This is a genomic window from Nocardioides sp. GCM10030259, assembly GCF_042666375.1.
In the GTDB taxonomy this organism is placed as follows: domain Bacteria; phylum Actinomycetota; class Actinomycetes; order Propionibacteriales; family Nocardioidaceae; genus Nocardioides.
The window spans coordinates 127,114-143,053 of sequence record NZ_JBHTDF010000002.1; the positions used below are offsets into that span (position 1 = coordinate 127,114).

At 73.9% G+C, this 15,940-nt stretch carries 15 protein-coding genes; 11 read left to right on the forward strand and 4 right to left on the reverse strand.

The window, feature by feature from the left end:
• Window positions 1-11: 11 nt before the first annotated feature.
• Window positions 12-194 (forward strand): DUF1918 domain-containing protein, encoded by a 183-nt coding sequence (locus tag ACFQQI_RS00925; RefSeq protein ID WP_378556540.1) that lies wholly within the window; start codon window positions 12-14, stop codon window positions 192-194.
• A gap of 16 nt (window positions 195-210) precedes the next feature.
• Here the strand turns inward: ACFQQI_RS00925 and ACFQQI_RS00930 are convergent, their stop codons facing one another.
• Window positions 211-600, reverse strand: coding sequence for an ATP-binding protein (locus ACFQQI_RS00930; protein ID WP_378556543.1), 390 nt, complete (start codon window positions 598-600; stop codon window positions 211-213).
• A 150-nt stretch (window positions 601-750) separates the two neighbouring features.
• Between ACFQQI_RS00930 and ACFQQI_RS00935 the strand changes: the two genes are divergently transcribed.
• Window positions 751-1,077, forward strand: coding sequence for an STAS domain-containing protein (locus ACFQQI_RS00935; protein ID WP_378556546.1), 327 nt, complete (start codon window positions 751-753; stop codon window positions 1,075-1,077).
• Window positions 1,078-1,162: 85 nt separating this feature from the next.
• Window positions 1,163-2,719: an alkaline phosphatase D family protein gene (locus tag ACFQQI_RS00940; protein ID WP_378556549.1), complete on the forward strand. Its 1,557-nt coding sequence runs from the start codon at window positions 1,163-1,165 to the stop codon at window positions 2,717-2,719.
• Window positions 2,720-2,722: 3 nt separating this feature from the next.
• Here ACFQQI_RS00940 and ACFQQI_RS00945 read toward each other — a convergent pair whose 3' ends face one another.
• A complete protein-coding gene (locus ACFQQI_RS00945; RefSeq protein ID WP_378556552.1) occupies window positions 2,723-3,739 on the reverse strand; it encodes a glycosyltransferase family 2 protein in 1,017 nt (338 codons plus the stop codon).
• A 72-nt stretch (window positions 3,740-3,811) separates the two neighbouring features.
• The gene (locus ACFQQI_RS00950; RefSeq protein WP_378556555.1) at window positions 3,812-4,945 is read right to left on the reverse strand and encodes a glycosyltransferase family 4 protein; all 1,134 of its coding nucleotides are present in this window, start codon (window positions 4,943-4,945) and stop codon (window positions 3,812-3,814) included.
• Window positions 4,946-5,016: 71 nt separating this feature from the next.
• Between ACFQQI_RS00950 and ACFQQI_RS00955 the strand changes: the two genes are divergently transcribed.
• From ACFQQI_RS00955 to ACFQQI_RS00980, 6 genes are read left to right on the forward strand one after another with little or no spacing between them, the layout of a single operon-like run.
• On the forward strand, window positions 5,017-5,472 hold the full coding sequence (locus tag ACFQQI_RS00955) for a hypothetical protein (protein WP_378556558.1): 456 nt from the start codon (window positions 5,017-5,019) through the stop codon (window positions 5,470-5,472).
• Window positions 5,469-6,593: a glycosyltransferase family 4 protein gene (locus ACFQQI_RS00960; protein ID WP_378556561.1), complete on the forward strand. Its 1,125-nt coding sequence runs from the start codon at window positions 5,469-5,471 to the stop codon at window positions 6,591-6,593. Before ACFQQI_RS00955 ends, ACFQQI_RS00960 begins: the two co-directional genes overlap by 4 nt.
• Entirely contained in the window at window positions 6,590-7,456 is an 867-nt protein-coding gene (locus ACFQQI_RS00965) for a hypothetical protein (RefSeq protein WP_378556564.1), read from the forward strand. Before ACFQQI_RS00960 ends, ACFQQI_RS00965 begins: the two co-directional genes overlap by 4 nt.
• On the forward strand, window positions 7,453-9,675 hold the full coding sequence (locus ACFQQI_RS00970; protein WP_378556567.1) for a hypothetical protein: 2,223 nt from the start codon (window positions 7,453-7,455) through the stop codon (window positions 9,673-9,675). Before ACFQQI_RS00965 ends, ACFQQI_RS00970 begins: the two co-directional genes overlap by 4 nt.
• A complete protein-coding gene (locus ACFQQI_RS00975; protein WP_378556570.1) occupies window positions 9,672-10,928 on the forward strand; it encodes a lipopolysaccharide biosynthesis protein in 1,257 nt (418 codons plus the stop codon). The genes ACFQQI_RS00970 and ACFQQI_RS00975 overlap by 4 nt, the downstream gene beginning before the upstream one ends.
• Window positions 10,925-12,076, forward strand: a complete 1,152-nt coding sequence (locus tag ACFQQI_RS00980; protein ID WP_378556573.1) for a CDP-glycerol glycerophosphotransferase family protein — start codon at window positions 10,925-10,927, stop codon at window positions 12,074-12,076. The genes ACFQQI_RS00975 and ACFQQI_RS00980 overlap by 4 nt, the downstream gene beginning before the upstream one ends.
• On the opposite strand, the gene ACFQQI_RS00985 is transcribed toward ACFQQI_RS00980, so the two are convergent.
• Complete coding sequence (locus ACFQQI_RS00985) at window positions 12,036-13,142, reverse strand: acyltransferase family protein (RefSeq protein WP_378556576.1); 1,107 nt, start codon at window positions 13,140-13,142, stop codon at window positions 12,036-12,038. The two genes, ACFQQI_RS00980 and ACFQQI_RS00985, sit on opposite strands and share 41 nt — an antisense overlap.
• Before the next feature lie 34 nt (window positions 13,143-13,176).
• Between ACFQQI_RS00985 and ACFQQI_RS00990 the strand changes: the two genes are divergently transcribed.
• Complete coding sequence (locus ACFQQI_RS00990; protein ID WP_378556579.1) at window positions 13,177-14,481, forward strand: hypothetical protein; 1,305 nt, start codon at window positions 13,177-13,179, stop codon at window positions 14,479-14,481.
• 21 nt (window positions 14,482-14,502) lie between these two features.
• Entirely contained in the window at window positions 14,503-15,780 is a 1,278-nt protein-coding gene (locus ACFQQI_RS00995; RefSeq protein ID WP_378556582.1) for a cation:proton antiporter, read from the forward strand.
• Window positions 15,781-15,940 lie beyond the last annotated feature (160 nt).

Below are 15,940 nucleotides of genomic sequence, written 5' to 3' on the forward strand. Positions count from 1 at the left end.
ATCGTGGAGACATGCGGGCAGAGGTAGGGGATCGGCTGATCGTGGAGGCTCCGACCGACCACTCGTCGGGCCGGTCCGGCACGGTGACGGAGGTGCGCGGCGCGGACGGCCAGCCGCCGTACGTCGTGCAGTGGGACGACGGGCACGAGGGGCTGTGCTACCCCGGCCCGGACGCCCACGTGAAGCACGACTGAGCGCCTGACAGGCGGGTCAGGCCAGGGCGATCTCGCACCAGACGGTCTTGCCCGGGGGCTGCCGCTCGGTGCCCCAGCGCGACGCCAGGGCGGCGACGAGCAGCATCCCGCGGCCGCGGTCGTTGAGCTCGTCGAGCGACTGCGAGGGCGTCGGCAGGGCGGGGCTGGGGTCGGTGACCTCGAGGCGGATGGCGTCGGCGCCGACGGTGGCGTTGAGGAACGATGCGCCGCCACCGTGCTCGACGGCGTTGCTCACCAGCTCGGTGGTGAGCAGCTCGGCCGTCTCGCGGACGTCGGTGGCGACGCCCGCGTCCGTGAGCAGCTGCCGCACCTCGTGACGAGCGACCGGCGCCGACCTCGACGTCGGCGCGATCTCGAGCCGCGTCGACCAGCGCGTCAACGTCATCATTCCCCCGTGTCGGTTGTCGCCGACTCTTGTCGGCACACCCTTGGTGTTCCCAGTGAGACCGCTGGGAAACGGCCTTCGCGCGATTCTCCCGACGATGTGCAGGAACTCACCCGAGTGGGTGATGGACGGGCGCACTACTCTGTCCGCGTGGACGAGAACCCCTACGCCGCGTCGTACGACGCCGACCAGCAGGTCCTCCGGGTGGTCGGCTCGGTGGACGAGCTCGCCGGCCCGGTGTTCCGGGAGGACCTGGCGAAGCACACCGAGCAGCACACGAAGCCGCTGTCCGTCGACCTGTCGGAGGTCGAGTTCTTCCCCAGCCTCGCCGTCGGCGTGCTGGCCGTCGCGATGCGGCAGAGCCGTGAGGCCGGCGCCGAGATCGAGGTGCGCGCCCGCGAGGGCGGCATCGTGGCCCGCGTCCTGACGATCTGCGCGCTGCCCTACACGGAGCTCCCCGCCACCGACCCGGTCTGAGTCCGGGCCTGGCGGCAACCTTCCTGCCCGAGAGTCGTCACCGGGAGGTCATCGGCGCGCCGCCCACGCCCTCCAGCGTGGGCGCATGACTGGTCTCGGGAAGCACCTCCATCGACGCACCCTCCTCCGTGCCGGCGCCGTGGGCGCCGGCGCCGCAGCCGGCGCGGCCGGCTCCCGGTCGGTCGCGGCACCGCCCCTGGTGTCGCGCCGGCTCCAGCTTCCGTACGGCGTGCAGACCGGCGACGTCACGAGCCGCGAGGCCGTGGTCTGGGCACGGTCGTCGGGGCCGGGTCGCCTCCTGGCCGAGCTCCGGACCGGCCGCCGCAGCCAGCGGATCCGGGGCCCGTGGGCGACGGCGGCCACCGACGGGACCGCGAAGCTCCCGCTCGACGGCCTCGATCCGGGTCGCGAGTACGCCGTACGCCTGTCGTTCGAGGACGAGCGCGGGCGCGTCGGCGAGGTGCAGACGGCGACGTTCCGGACAGCGTCGGTCCGGTCCGGCGCGACCAGCTTCGTGTGGACCGGCGACAACTGCGGCCAGGGCTGGGGCATCAACCCGGACCTCGGCGGGCTGGTCGGCTACCGCACGATGCTCGACACCCGCCCCGAGTTCTTCCTGCACTCCGGTGACTGCATCTACGGCGACGGCGAGATCGCCGAGCGGGTCACCGAGCCCGACGGCCAGGTCTGGCGCAATGTCGTGGCCGAGGGCGTCGAGAAGGTCGCGGAGTCGCTCGACGAGTTCCGCGGCCGCTACCGCTACACCCGGCTCGACGACCACTTCCGGGCGCTGACCGCCGACGTGCCGGTCGTCGCCCAGTGGGACGACCACGAGACCCACAACAACTGGTGGCCCGGCCAGATCCTCACCGACGAGCGCTACGTCGAGAAGCGGGTCGACGTGCTGGCCCTGCGGGCGCGGCGCGCGTGGCAGGAGTACCAGCCGATCGCCGACCCGCGGGCGCACCGGCGCGGCGACGGCTTCGCGCCCGCGCGGATCTACCGCAAGGTCGAGCGCGGCCGACACCTCGACGTCTTCTGCCTCGACATGCGCACGTTCAAGGACCCCAACACACCGGGTCTCGAGACCGAGCCCACCCACATCCTCGGCACCGAGCAGACGGAGTGGCTGATCCGGGAGGTACGCCGGTCGCGCGCCACGTGGAAGGTGATCGCCGCCGACCTGCCGCTCGGCCTGGTCGTGCCCGACGGCGCGGTCAACCAGGAGAGCCTCGCCAACCGCGACCACGGGGCTCCGCTCGGCAAGGAGCTCGAGATCGCGGCCGTGCTGTCGGCGTTCAAGGCCGCCGGCGTGCGCAACGTCGTCTGGCTGACAGCCGACGTGCACTACTGCGCGGCGCACCACTACGACCCGGCGCGCGCCGGGTTCACCGACTTCGACCCCTTCTGGGAGTTCGTCGCCGGTCCGGTCGCCGCCGGCACCTTCGGGCCCAACCAGCTCGACGGGACGTTCGGGCCGGTCGTCGACTTCCAGAAGGCGGGCGCCAGGTCCAACGAGTCGCCGCGGGTGGGCAACCAGTTCTTCGGCCACGTCGACATCGACGACGCCGGGCTGATGACGGTCAGCCTGCGCGACATCGGCGGCCAGGTGCTCTACACCCGGGAGCTCCAGCCGGCCTGAGGGTCACGCAGGGTCGGCGAGGGGACCCCGCGGCAGCGGGATGACGATCTGGCCGCCGAAGGGCGTGTCGACGGGTCCGGGGTCCTCGACGTATGCGCCCCGGATCGGTGGATGCCGCATGTAGGAGAGCCGGCTGGCCTCGTGGCGTGACTTGCGCTGGCCGTCGAGCATCAGCCCGACCAGCAGGCACAGGCAGCTGATCACGAGCATGAAGGACGCCACGAACAGCGTGGGCAGCCGCGGCACCAGGCCGGTGTCGAGGTACTGCGCCAGCACCGGCGCCGCCATCAGCGCCGACATCCCGGTGAGCACGGCGGAGACCAGTCCGAAGAAGTAGATCGGGCGCTCGTGGCGGGTCAGCGACAGGATGACGCCGAGGATCTTCCAGCCGTCGCGGTAGGTGCGGAGCTTGGACTCCGAGCCCTCCGCGCGGTCCCGGAAGCCGACGGGCAGCGTGGCCGACGGGATCCGCAGGGCGAGCGAGTGCACGGTCAGCTCGGTCTCGATCTCGAACTCGCGCGACACCGCCGGGAAGCTCTTCACGAACCGCCGGGAGAAGACCCGGTAGCCGCTGAGCATGTCGCCCATCGTGTCGCCGAAGATGCCGGTGACGATGCCGTTGAGCACGCGGTTGCCGGTCTCGTGGGCGGGGCGGTAGGCCGCGCCGCGGCGTACTCCGACGACCTGGTCGAGGTTGGCGTCGACGAGCATCTCGATCATCGCCGGCGCCGCACTCGCGTCGTAGGTGTCGTCGCCGTCGATGAGCAGGTAGATGTCGGCGTCGATGTCGGCGAACGCCCGCCGCACCACGTTGCCCTTGCCCTTAAGGGGCTCGCTGCACACGACCGCCCCGGCGGCGCGGGCGACGTCGCGGGTGCGGTCGGTGCTGCAGTTGTCGTAGACGTAGACCGTCATGCCCGGCACCGCTGCGCGCAGGTCGCGGACCACCTTGCCGACGGCCGCCTCCTCGTTGTGGCAGGGCACGACGGCGGCGATGCGATAGCGCAGCGCGACGGACATCTCGGACCCCCACAGGAACGAACGACGGACACGGCTGGTGTCGTCCACCCCAACGGGTGGGGAAACGGCGGGTTACGGGGAGATTGAAACTCGTTCCACCTGGGCTCGGTAAAGCTTCTCGAGCCGGTCGAGGTGGGCGTCCCAGGAGTACGCCGCCGCCACGTGCGCCCGTCCCGCGACACCGGCCTCGCGCAGTGCATCGAGGTCGACGAACGCCTTGCGCAGGGCCTCCGGCAGCCGGCCGCCGGCCATGTCGACGTGCTCGACGCCCGGGCCGGCGGTCCACGGGGAGTGCAGCGCCGGGTCGTCGTTGGCGAGCAGGAAGAGCCCGCTGGAGAGCGCCTCGAGCACCGTCAGCGGGCACTCGCCGACCGAGGCCACCACCATCACGTCGGCGCAGGCGTAGACCTCCGGCATCCGCTCTGGCGGCAGGCTGCCGAGGAAGTGCAGCCGCGGGTCGGTGACGCCGTCGGGCCGGTCGCCGCCGACGAACGCGATCGCGTGGTCGTCGCTCGCCGCCTTGGCGACCACGCCGAAGCCCTTCTTGGGCACGAACCTGCCGACGAAGAGCGCCAGCGGCCCGTCCGGCAGGGCGTACGCCGAGCGCGTGCGCCGGCGCTCCTCGTCGTCGACCGGGTGGAAGCGGGCGGTGTCGACGCCGTTGGCCAGCACGTGCACGCGATCGACGCCGCCGGACCGCAGGCCGGTCGCGATGGGCTCGTCGATCGCCAGGACCGCCGCGGCGCGGGCGAGCACGAGCCGCCCGGCCGTGCCGAGGACGACCCGCTGCACCAGGCGCACGAGCGCCGACGAGTGGTGCACGAACCCGACGTGGCGGTGCACGACGTACGGCGTCCGCGTCAGCACGCACCACAGCGCGGCGACCCAGCTCGACAGGTAGAGCGCGTCGTGGACGTGCACGAGGTCGGCCCGGCGCACCTCGCGACCGAGCACGGTCAGCAGGCGTGGCGAGAAGAGCGGGAACGGCGCGCCGTACCGCTCCTCGAGGACGTTCCACGCGCGCACCCGCACCGTCGTGACGCCGCCCTCGACGTGGGTGCCGGGTGTGGCGCCGGCCGCGCTGCTGACGACGCGCACGTCCCAGCCGCGCGCCCGCAGGCCGCGGGTCTCGGCCGCCACCACGGCCTCCAGCCCACCGACGTGGGGAAGCACGTGGTGGGCGACGTGCAGGACGGACCGGTTCACGGCCGGAGTATGCCGCCGCGTAACTGCGCCGACACCCCCTGCGTTGATCGTCCGAGCGAGGGAGTTGGAGCATGGCCGCGAGCGACGAACGAGCACCGTGGTGGCAGCGCGTGCTGCCCGTGACCGGTGTCGCCGCCGCGCTGCTGGCGCTCGCGACGCTGCTCGTCCCCGGCGTACGCGAGCAGGTCGCCCTCTCCGCTACGCACCGCGAGCAGGCCTGGGTGGAGCTCGCGTTCGGGCGCGAGGCCGACGGCACGCTGCCGGTCTGCCGCACCGGGGAGAAGGTCGTGCGGGTCCGCTTCGACGTCACCAGCCACCTGCCCGAGCCGAAGCGACTGCGCTACGTCGTGACCGTCCGTGGTGGTGGGAGGACCGAGCGCGACGAGGGGAAGGTGCGCGTCGCCCCCGGCGACACGACGCAGACGCGGCTGCTGCTCCCGCGTCCCGCGCGCGAGTACGCCGTCGAGGTCCGGCTGCGCGGCCGCGACCAGGCGCTCCGCGCGCACTGCCCGGAGGTGCGGCGATGACCGCGCCCCTGCGCGTCGCCGTCGTCACGCCGCGGTTCCCGCCCGAGCCGGGCGGCGTGGAGCAGTACGCCGCGTGGGTCGCCCGCACGCTCCGCGACGCCGGCCACGACGTCACCGTCGTCTGCACCGACCGGTCTCGGCGCACCCGGCGCACGACGTACGACGGGATGCCGGTGATCAGGCTCGGCACCTGGTTCACGCTCTCCAACACCCCGGTCAACCCGCTGTGGTGGTGGCGGCTGCCGCGGCTGCTCGACCGGCTCGGGATCGACGTCGTCAGCGCCCACGCGCCGGTGCCGGGGCTGGCCGACATCGCGGCGTTCCGGTCGCCGGTGCCGGTCGTGCTGACCTACCACGCGGGCTCGCTGGTCAAGGGCGGCCACCCGGTCGACGGGATGCTGCGCACCTACGAGCGGCGGGTGCTGCCGCGGGTCTTCGCGCGCTGCGCCGAGCTCGTCGCGGTGTCGCCCGTCTCCCTCGCGCACGCGACCGGACGCGCCCACCTGGTGCCGCCCGGCGTCGACGGCAGTGTGTTCCGGCCGTCCGACCGGCCGCGGGAGCGCCGGGTGCTGTACGTCGGGCGGGTCGAGCAGACCTCGCGCTGGAAGGGCCTCCACGTGCTCGTGGAGTCGCTCGTGCGGCTGCGCGAGCTGGTGCCCGACATCGAGCTGGAGATCGTCGGTGACGGTGATGACGTCGACCGGCTGCGTCGGCGCGCCGCTGACATGGGGGTCGACGATCTCCTGGAGTGGGCGGGACGGGTCGACCACGTCGACCTGCCCGCCCGCTACCAGCGGGCCGGCGTGACGGTGCTGCCCTCGTTGACCGAGGCGGAGTCCTTCGGGATGGCGCTCGCGGAGTCGCTGGCGTGCGGCTGCCCGGTGGTCGGGTCGGACGTGGGCGGCATCCCGTTCGTCGTACGCGACGGCGTCGACGGGCGGCTGGTGCCGCCCGGCGACCCAGTGGCCCTGGCCGAGGCGCTGGCCGCGGTGCTGGTGGCGCCGCCGGAGGTCGAGACGACGCGGTGGGACTGGTCGCTCCGCGTGGAGCCGACGCTCGACGTCATCGCGCGGGCAGCAGGGTCCGGCGCACGACGAAGGACGAGGGAGGTGGCGGCATGACGTCGACCGAGGAGAAGGTCGCCCGGCTGCGGGCTGCGGTGCCGCAGTCGCTGCTGCCGCTGCTGTGGCGCACGCGCGCCCGGCTGGAGTGGCGGCGCGAGGCCGTGCGCGAGGACGCGCGCGCCCAGATGCGCTTCCTGCTCGAGCACACGCGCCCCGAGTCCGACCTCGAGGCGGTCGCCCGTGCCTACGTCGGCTACCAGGCGCGCCGCGGCGAGCTGCGCTGGCACCCCGCGACCCTCACCTCGCTGCCGGTCGAGGGACTCGAGCACCTGCTGGCGGCGCGCGATCTCGGCCGCGGCGTGCTGCTCAACTTCGTGCACCACGGCTACTACGACGGCGCGTTCCCGTCGATCGCCCGGCTCGGCGTCGCTCCGCAGATCGTCGTCCACCCCTACATGCTCGAGCCCGACGCGCCGCTGTGGCTGCGGCAGCACGTCAAGGTCGGATCGATGAACGGCGGCGCCGCCGTCAGCGCCGGGATCGGCACCGACGGCCTGCTCGACCTGCTGGCCCGCGGCGAGGTCGTCGCGATCGCGTCGGACGTTCCGGGGCGTACGCCGCTGAGGTTCGTCGGCCGCGAGGTCCGCGGGTCGTTCGGAGCAGCCCGGCTGGCCGAGGTCGCGGGGGCGCCGGTGGTCGTGATGACCTCCGAGGAGGACGACCGCGGTCGCCCGCTGATCCGCCTGCACCGGCCGCTCGACCCGGAGGACTTCGACTCGCCGCAGGCGCTGCTCGAGGCGATGCTCGCGATCCACGAGTCCGTGCTGCTGCGCTGGCCCGAGGCGACCGACCTGCCGCTGTCGCGGTGGGGTGTCGAGGCCGAGCTGGCGGCTCCGCCACCCGCCGAGGCGGCCTCGTGACCCTTCAGCTGGAGCGTCTCGCGCGCCACCTCGACACCGACGCGGCGCCGCGTCGGCGACCGCTCGACCTGGTCGTGCAGGTCGCAGTGCTCGCCGTGGTGCTGGGCCTCGTGGTCCTCGACGTCGACGTGCCGGTGCTGCGGCCGCTCGCGGCGCTGGTGGGGTTCGTCGCGCTGCCGACGTGGGTGCTCTACCGCCGGGCGTTCGCGCTGCCCTACGCGTTCGGCCTCACCGTGCTCGGGCTGGTCGTCGGCGGCCTGCTGCTCGACGTCGCGCTGCCGTCGGCCGGCGTCGACCGGCCACTCGCGCCGGCTCCGCTGGCGATCGGCTGGTTCGTGGTCGACGCCGCGCTGCTGGCCTGGCGGCGGGAGATCCCGCTGGTGCGGGCCGGCGAGGTCCACGACGTACGCCGCGCCCTCGTCGACGCGCGGCTGCGGCTCGCGCCGGCGCTCGCGGCACTGTCGCTCCTGCTGTCGGTGGTCGGCGCGATCCGGCTCAACAACGGGGCTTCCGGCGTCGTCGCCATCGCTGCGGTGGTCGTCGGGGCGGCCGCGCTCCTCGCCCAGGCGCTCGGCCACGACGGCCGTCGCGACGGCTGGGTCCTCGGCCTGGTGGCGGCGGGCCTGCTGCTCGCGACCTCCCTGCGTGGCTGGGCGATCACGGGCCACGACGTCCAGGCGGAGTACCTCGCGTTCCGCCTCGCCGACGGCGCCCAGGACTGGACGATGTCCGCGCTGCCCAGCGCCTACAACGCCTGCCTGTCGGTGACGATCCTCCCGACGGTCCTCGCGCAGGCGACCGGGCTGCCCGGGGTGGTGGTCTTCAAGGTGCTGCTGCAGCTCGTCTTCTCCGTCGTGCCCGTGCTGACCTACCTGCTCGCGCGACGCTTCCTGCACCGCCGCCTGGCGCTGGCCGCCGCGGTCCTGACGATCGCGTTCCCGACGTACTTCACCGACATGCCCTACCTGGTGCGGCAGGAGCTGGCCTTCTTCTTCCTGGCGCTGATGCTGCTCGCGGCGACCTCGCCCGCGCGCACGCGGGTCCGCACCCGCCTGCTGGTGCTGGCGTTCGGGGTGGGGGTGGTGCTGTCGCACTACTCGACGACGTACGTGCTGCTGATGGCGCTCGGCGGTGCGCTGGCCCTCGTCGCGGTCGCGTCGGTCGTACGGCGCCGGCGCGGTCGAGCAGCGCCCGAGGGCCCGCCGTCCGTGCTGCTGCACCCGGGGGTCGTGGCGGCGCTGTTCGCGATCACGCTGGCCTGGGCCGGCCCGATCACGGGCACCGGCGGGCACGCTCGCGAGGTGCTGAGCGAGACCGTGCAGTCGATCCTGGGCGACGGTGACGACGGGCCGGCGTCGTCGGACACGTCCTACTGGGTGCTCGCGGGCGACCGGGCTACCCCCGAGCAGCGGATGGACCTCTTCGTGGGCGCGACCCTCGACCACCGCGACGCCGAGATCCCGCCGGAGCTGCAGGTGCTCCGCGACCCCGGCGGGGCGGTGCTCAGCCCGGCGGTGCGTGAGCAACCGGCCACGCCGGTGAAGACGGCGTGCGCCCTGGTGATGCAGGCGTTCCTGCTGCTCGGCCTCGTCCACCTGCTGCGGCGGCGCTGGGGCGTCGGGATGCCGCGCGAGCTGCTGTACCTGACCTGGGGGTCGATGGCGGCGCTCGGGCTGATCGTCGTGGTGCCCAACCTGTCGGTCGACTACGGCGTCCTGCGCGCCTTCCAGCAGACGCTGCTGGTCGTCGCGCCGGTGATGGCGATGGGGATGGCCCTGGCGCTGCGCCGGCCGTTCCTGGCCGCGGTGGTGCCGGTGGCGCTGCTCGTCGTGCTCGCCGGCACCCAGCAGCGGATCGCGATCGCCAACGCCGGCAGCTACTACGACCGTTTCCACGTCAGCGACTCCGAGCAGCAGGGCATCGCCTGGCTGGGCTCGGTCGACCGCGCCGACCGGACCAACGAGCGGCTGATCGCCAACCGCAACGTCAACGTGCGGCTGCTCGGGCTCAGCGACAACCGCGCCCCGGTCTCGGACCGCCTCTACCCGACGCTGCTCTCGCGCGACGCCTACGTGTTCGTCGACGGGCAGATCCTCGAGCAGGGGGAGTCGACGGTCTTCTACACCGGCGACCTGCTCACCTATCGCTACCCGCTGCGCGCCCTCGACCGGCACCTCGACCTCGTCTACAGCGCCCCCGACGCGAGGGTCTACCGATGAGCAAGCTGATCTCGAACTCGATGGTGGTGCTCGCGACCACGCTGCTGATGGCCGGCGCGGGCGCGGTCTTCTGGGTGGTCGCGGCCCGGCTGGCCTCGCCGGACGACGTCGGCCTCGCCGGCTCGCTGGTCGCGGCGGGGGACTCGCTGGCGCTCTTCGCCCAGGTGGGGCTGAACATCGCGATCGTCCGCACCCTCCCCACCAGCTCCCGCCGGGCGGCCGACGTGGTCGCCGCCGCGCTGGTCGTGACCACGGCGGGCGCGGCGTTCGCCCTCGCCTATGCGCTGCTGCTGCCGGTCGCGTCGCCGCGGCTCGCAGCCGTGCTCGAGTCGCCGTGGACGATCGCGGCGTACGCCGTGCTCGTGGCGGCGACCGCGCTCAACGTGCTGACCGACAGCGTCTTCCTCGCCATCGACCGGGTGTGGTCGTTCTTCCGGCTCAACGGCCTGCTGCTGGGCGTGCTCAAGTCCGGACTGCCGTTCCTGCTCGCCGGCGCCGGTGCGTTCGGGCTCTACGGCTCGGTCGGGCTGGCCCTGCTCTGCTGCGCGGCCGCCAGCCTCGTCGTCGTGCTGCGCCACGTGCCCGGCCCGCGCCGTCCGCGGCCGTCGCCGGAGCTGCTCGCCAACCGCGGGTTCGCCGCGGCCGGCTACGTCACCTACGTGCTGACGGTGCTGCCACTGCTGGTCTTCCCGCTGGTCGTCGTCAACGCCCTCGGGTCGGCGCAGGCGGGCGCCTACTTCATCAGCTTCCAGGTCGCCGCGCTCCTCAACGCCGGTGTGCTGGCGGTCGGCAACGCGGCGTACGCCGAGTGCGAGCGCGCCACCCACGGCCGGCACGCGCTGGTGCGGCGGAGCGGGATGCTGCTGCTCGGTGGGGCGGTCGCGGGCTGCGGCGCGATGGTCCTGCTGGCGCCGTACTTCCTGGCGATCTTCGGCGCCCACTACGTCGACGAGGGCACCGCGACGCTGCGCGTGCTGGCGCTCGCCTGCGTCGGCGCTGCCCTCAACTACTGGGGGATGATGCGGCTGCGGCTGGCCGCCAACCTCGCGGCGATGATCGGCGTCCAGCTCGTCTCGACCCTGGTGATGCTGGGGCTGGCGCTCGCGCTGGTCGGGCACGGCACGGTCTGGGTCGCGGCGGCGTGGGGCATCGGGCACGCGGTCGGCGGCCTGCTCGGCTGGGTGGTGACGACGACGTTCGCGCGGTACGCCGACGGCGCCCCCGCCCCGACGACGGAGCTCGCACCGGCATGAGGAACTTGGCGCTCACCGCGACCCTGGCGACCCTGCGGGTGGTGCTCCGGGCGCTGTCGCGCGTCATGCCGCAGTCGCGATCGGTGGTCGTCTCGGCGTACCCCGAGACCGAGGGCAACGGCGTCGAGGTCGCGCGGGCGCTCGTCGACCGGTACGCCGGGCGGGTGGTGTGGCTGCGCGACGGGGGGCCGGTGCCGGAGCAGGTCGCGCGGCTCGTCGAGCGCGGTCTGGTGCCGGTTCGCAAGGCCAGCCCGGTGGGGCTGTGGGCCTACCTGCGGGCCGAGACCGTGCTCTTCACGCACGGCCTCTACGGCAGCCCGCGGCCGGTCGCGCGCAAGCCGGTCGTGAACCTCTGGCACGGCGACGGCCCCAAGGGCATCGCCCCGGCGCGGGACGCCGGCGGCCTGGTCGCCAGCACGTGGTTCGTCGGCAGCACGTCGCTCTTCTCGCCGTTGCAGGCCGCGACGTTCGGGCTGCCGCCCGAGCGCGTGCTCGTCACCGGCAACCCGCGCACCGACCAGCTCTGGCGGGAACCCGCGCCCGGCGGGCTCGCGCGGCTGGGCATCACCGGCGACTTCGTGGTGTGGATGCCGACCTTCCGGCGCGCGCGGGCGGTCGGCGCCATGCGGGTCAAGGCGGGGCCGGTCGCGGAGGACCGCGCCGGGCTGGCCGAGCTCGCCGCCGGCCTGCGCGCGCGGGGGCTCCAGCTCGTCGTCAAGCCGCACCCGATGGACGCCGACCGGCGCGCCTGGGCGGGCGCGCTGACCGTCGACGAGGCCGCCCTCGACGCGGCAGGCGTCACCCTCTACGAGCTGCTCGGCGAGGCCTCGGGCCTGGTCACCGACTACTCGAGCGTGTGGGTCGACTACCTGCTGGTCGACCGGCCGATCGCGTTCCTCGTGCCCGACCGGAACGGCTACGACCGCGACCTGGTGCCGCCCGACGTGCTCGACTGGGTGCCGGGCGAGGTGGTCGACCTCGCCGGCCGCCCGTTCGAGGAGTTCTTCGCCGACGTCGCGGCCGACGGAGACCTGGGTGCCGAGCGGCGGCGTGCGGTCGCGGAGCGGATCGGGCTCACGATGACCGCGACCGCCGCCGACGACCTCGTCACGCGGCTGGCGAAGCTGGGCGTGCTGGCGTCGGCCTGACCGGCTCGGTCCGCGGCCGCAGCAGGTCGCCGCGCGGTCGCAGGAACGGCCGCTCGAGGTAGCGGTAGCTCAGCACCGTCAGCCCGATCGCCGAGGCGACCGCGGCCAGCCCCAGCAGGGGCTTCGGGCCCGGTGCCTCCTCGAGCAGCAGGAACGGCACCACGTGCCACAGGTAGAGGCTGTAGCTGTGCCGCCCGGTGGTGGCCAGCCACGGGTGACCGAGCAGCCGGGTGACCGGCCCGCGGCCGCCGGCGTACCCGGTGCGGATCAGCACGACCGCGGCGACGACGGCGAGCGGCACCCCGAGGTAGCGGTAGACGGGGCTCAGGGCGTCCGGCGCGAGGAGTGCGTACGCCGCGACCGCGACCAGCGCCAGCACCGCCGGGAGCTCGCTCCGGGTGGTGGTCGCCGGACGGTCCAGCGTCCACAGCGCGAGCGCGGCCCCGACCAGCAGCTCGGCACTGCGGTCGGCCGGCCCGAAGTAGAACCAGAAGGCGCCGAGCGGCAGCGACGCGGCATACGCGACAGCTGCGACGACCAGCGCGACGGCGGCCAGCCGGCGGGCCGACCAGCCGGCGCGACGGGCGCCGATCACGCAGCCGGGCCACAGCAGGTAGAAGCCCCACTCCACCGCCAGCGACCAGGTCTGCCCGAACGGCTGGAGGCCGGGCAGCCAGAGGCTGCCGTCCTGGCCGGCCGCCCACAGCGACGACGTCTGGGTCAGGGCGAGGACGCCGCGGCGCGCGACCTCGACCGCGTCGACGGGGGCGGTGGGCACGACGGCGTACAGGACGACGGCGCCGACGACGAGGCCGAGCAGCGCGGGGTAGAGCCGGACCACGCGGCGGCGCAGGAACGCGCCCCACGCCGACCAGTCGGTCGGGGCGCGCCAGAGCACGGTGGTGATGATGAAGCCGCTGAGCACGAAGAACAGGTCGACTCCGATCGAGCCGCCGTGGAAGAGCGGGACGTACCAGCTGAACCAGTGCAGCGCGAGGACAGCGGCGATCGCCACCGCGCGGATGCCGTCGAGGTAGTCGACCCGGCCATCGGTCCCCACTGCCACGTAACGACCACGGCAGTCGCGACGTTATGCGGGCATGCGCCGGATCGGGACGGCACTCCCCACACTGCTCCTCGCCCTCGTGGCGGTGGTCGACGGTGCGCCGTCGCACGCCGCGGAGACGGACGACCGCCCGCGGTCCGACCGGCTCGGCGTACAGGCGATCCGGTCCGAGGCGGTGGTCGACTCCTACGGCGTCGGGATCCACACGAACTACCTCGACACGCCCTACCGCGACACCGCTGCCGTCGCCGAGGCGGTGGCCGACCTCGGGGTGCGGCACGTGCGCGACGACCTCTACCTCGACGCGCCCCGGCAGTACGCCGCGATCGCGGCGGTCGCCGCCGCGGGTGCGAAGTTCGACCTGATCCTCGGCCGGCCCGGCACCGGCGCGAAGCCGGTCGACTACGTCGACACGGTTGCGCAGCTGCCGGCGGGGGCGGTCGAGAGCATCGAGGGCGTCAACGAGTGGGACCACTTCGGTGGCGGCGACGGGTGGCCGCGCGAGGCGACCGCCTGGCAGCGGGGGCTTGCCGAGGCGGCCCGGGCCGACCCGGCCACGTCCGGGCTCCCGTTGCTGTCACCGGCCCTGGCCTTCGGCCAGAACTACCCGGCGCTCGGCGACCTCTCGCCATGGTCGGACGTCGCCAACGCGCACGCCTACCCGGGCGCGGACCGGCCGGGCGCGGCCGTCGGCCCGATGATCGATGCGCTGCGCGGGGCCGTGACCGGTGGGCCGGTGGTCGTCACCGAGACCGGCTACCACAACGCGGTCAACGACCGGGGCTCGTTCCGGGGCGTCCCGGAGGGCGTTGCCGGGCAGTACCTTCCGCGGCTGTTGCTCGAGCACGTGCTGCGCGGCCACGCGCGGGTCTACACCTACGAGCTCATCGACGAGTTCGACGACCCGTCGCACACCGACCGCGAGGCGAACTTCGGCCTGCTGCGCCACGACCTCACCCCGAAGCCGGCCTACCTCGCGATGCGGCGGCTGATCGGGCTGCTCGCCGACGACCCGCCTGCGGCGTTCGAGCCCGGCCGGCTGCGGGTGCGGACCGCAGGGATGCCCGCCGACGGGCGGCGGCTGCTCACCCAGCGCAGCGACGGCACATACGTGCTCCTCCTGTGGCGCGACGTCTCGGTCTACGACCCGGCGGAGCGCGTCCGGACGCCTGTGCCCCGGGTGCCTGTCACCGTGCGGCTGCGGCACCCGCGGAAGCTGACCGTGCACCGCGTGTCGGCCGACGACGCTCCCGCCCGGCGCTCAAGCGCGCGCCGGGTCGAGGTCGGGCTGGGCGCGGGCGCGGTGGCCGTCGTCCTCGGGAGGCGCGTGGGCCGGTAGCGCCTCGGGTACGCGGCGTACGTGACCGCCGACCTGGTGTACGTCGTCGCCGGCGCCAGCCTGCTGCTGGCCGTCGTGCTGCCGGCGGTGCTGGACCGGTGGGCGATCTCCGCCCCGATGGTGCTGGTCGGCGTGGGGCTGCTGATCGGCCTCACCCCGCTGCCCGACGGGCTGCCGCTGGACCCGCAGGAGAACCGCGCGGCCATCGAGCACGTCACCGAGGTCGTCGTGCTGGTCGCGCTGATGGGCGTCGGCCTGGCGATCCACCGCCCGCTCTCGCCGCGGCGGCGCGCGTCGTGGGCCCGGTGGAGCACGACCTGGCGGCTGCTCGGCATCACGATGCCGCTGAGCATCGCCGGCCTCGCGATGCTCGGCTGGGCCGCGGGCCTCTCGGCGGCCGCGGCGCTGCTGCTCGGAGCCGTGCTCGCGCCCACCGACCCGGTGCTCGCCTCGGACGTGCAGGTCGCCGGGCCGCAGACGGGGGACCACGAGGTCGACGAGACCGACGAGCTGCGGTTCACGCTCACCTCGGAGGCGGGGCTCAACGACGGGCTCGCCTTCCCGTTCGTGTACGCCGCGATCCTGCTGGCCACCGAGGGCGGGGCCGAGGACTGGATCGCCGAGTGGCTGGGGTTCTACCTCGTCGGGAAGGTAGTCATCGGCGTCGCGGCCGGGGTCGTCGTGGGGCGCCTGCTCGCGTACGTCGCGTTCCGATCGCGCAGTCGATCGCTGCGGGTCGCCGAGCGCGGCGAGTCGCTGATGGCGCTCGCCGCCCTGGTCACGGCGTACGGCGTCGGCGAGGTGGTCGGCGGCTACGGCTTCCTCTCGGTCTTCGTGTGCGCGCTGACGTTCCGGTCTGCCGAGCGGGCGCACGACTACCACGCCGCCATGCACGAGGTCGTCGAGCGGCTCGAGCGGCTGCTGACGCTCTTCGTGCTGCTGGTCCTCGGCATCGCGCTCAGCCGCGGGCTCCTCGAGAGCCTCGACTGGCGCGGAGTCCTGCTCGGCCTCGCGCTGGTGGTCGTCGTCCGCCCCGTGGCGGGACTCGTCGCCCTCGCCCCTCTCGCCCACCGCGAGCGCCCTCCGCTCGACCGTGGGCAGCGCTGGGCAGCGGCGTTCTTCGGCGTCCGTGGCGTCGGCTCGATCTACTACCTCGCCTACGCCGCCGGGTACGACGAGGAGCTCGCCGCCGACTGGCTGTGGTCGACGGTCGGGTTCACGGTGGTCCTGTCGGTGCTCGTGCACGGCGTGCTCGCCTCCCCGGTGATGCGGCGGGTGGAGCCGCGCGAGTCCGGCTGACCTGACGCCGAGGTTGTCCACGACCTCACCCGGAAGGCCGAAGATCCTGCCGATCGCTGCTCTTTGCGCGGGAGGGTATTTACAGACGAAGGTCGGCGTGATGAGGTGCGGGTCGTGGCCATCGAGGCCCACACGGCACCCACTCGGGAATGCCGGACAA